The sequence below is a fragment of the Halorhodospira abdelmalekii genome (assembly GCF_016583625.1).
Classification (GTDB): domain Bacteria; phylum Pseudomonadota; class Gammaproteobacteria; order Nitrococcales; family Halorhodospiraceae; genus Halorhodospira; species Halorhodospira abdelmalekii.
Map to the genome: position 1 here is coordinate 1 of NZ_NRRN01000130.1, position 1448 is coordinate 1448.

Here is a 1448-nt window from a genome sequence, read left to right on the forward strand (position 1 = left end):
CATGGGGGAGGGTGGCGGTGCGGCCGGTGGGGGTGGCGATCACCGGTTGCCACCGGTGGGCGACAGCCCCTTGGCTTCACGTCAGACCAGTGGACCAAGGGATGGCCTTGATCATCGATTGGTCCACCAGGCGCGGAGATCGCCCACTTAGGAGAGCAACCCAGTCACCACAGAGGCATGGCAGGAGTGCCGGCATGGCGTACACGTGGAAGAGACCCATCTACCGAAGGAAGCGGCCATGACTGAAACCCACCAACGCCGACGACTCTACTCTAGATCGTATCCCGACGCCAATCCATAATCGCTGTCATCGTGCTGAACTGCTTGATGAGGTTGTTCGGGCACAGGAGGGCGGTCAGAGCGAGCGCTCAGCGGCGGCGAGTGTGGGCGTGGCGCGTGGCACGCTGCGCCACTGGTTGGCTTCCGATGCGGGGATAGAGGCCCCTGCTGGGCTGGCTGCGTTCTGCGCGACTCCTGAGGGAATCGCTTGGCTGCAGCGGGCGTTGGTGGCTGCCCATTGGTGCATCAGTGAGCGTGGCGGTGCTGGCATTCGCGTAGTGATGGAGTTCTTGGAATACAGCGGACTAGCGTCTTTCATTGGTGCTTCCTACGGGACGCAGCAAGCCTTTCAGGCTGAACTAGAGAGCCACATTCTGGCCTGTGCCGACGAGCAACGAGAGGCGCTGGCACGGGAGATGCCCCACCGCACGCTCAGTATCGCTGAGGACGAGACCTGGCAGGATGGGATGCGCTTGGTGGCTATCGAACCGGTGTCGAATTTTATCCTGGTCGAGCAATGCAGCGGGGATCGTTCGCCTTCGCCTTCGCCGGCACTGGGCAGCCAGTGCAGGTAGCGCAGCGTGGTGTGGATGCTGGCATGGCCCATCAGGCGCTGCAGCCGTTCCACGCCGAGGCCGGCGGCCAGTTGGTGGGTGGCGTNGCTTGGCCTCGGAAAAGGCCTTCTACAGGCTGGTCGGGCTCAGCGGGGTCCCGTCCCGACTCGGGAACAACCACTCGCGCGGGCGGTATAGGCGCCAGTAGGCGCGCAGCGCCTCGAGCAGGCTTGGCGAGAGCACCACCAGGCGATCCTTCGCGCCCTTGCCTTGGGCAATGCGCAGGAGCTTGCGTTCCCCGTCGATATCAGCGACGCGCAGCGTCAGCACTTCGCTCAAGCGCAAACCGGCCCCGTAACACAGGCTCAGCATGGTGCGATATCGCCGGTCGCCACAAGCGGCCAGGATGGCCGCGACCTCGGCGCGCGTGAGCAGCTCCGGGATGCGCTGGGCGCGCTTGGGCAGCGTCACCTCCAAGTCCACCGCCGGCCAATAGCTCTCATGGGTGTGGGCAGAAAAGCCATGCATGTGCATGGCCGCGATCATGCGGTGGCGCAACGTGCTCATCGTCGCATCCTCGGTCAATGACCCCGATTGGGTCATGACCAAGTGTGG

General features: G+C 64.3%; 2 protein-coding genes. One reads left to right on the plus strand and one right to left on the minus strand.

The window, feature by feature from the left end; genetic code table 11:
• Positions 1-389 precede the first annotated feature (389 nt).
• The gene (locus tag CKO15_RS14305) at positions 390-854 is read left to right on the plus strand and encodes a hypothetical protein (protein WP_242464817.1); all 465 of its coding nucleotides are present in this window, start codon (positions 390-392) and stop codon (positions 852-854) included.
• Positions 855-962: 108 nt separating this feature from the next.
• On the opposite strand, the gene CKO15_RS14310 is transcribed toward CKO15_RS14305, so the two are convergent.
• On the minus strand, positions 963-1448 hold a 486-nt coding region (locus tag CKO15_RS14310; RefSeq protein ID WP_242464818.1), incomplete at its 5' end, for a tyrosine-type recombinase/integrase.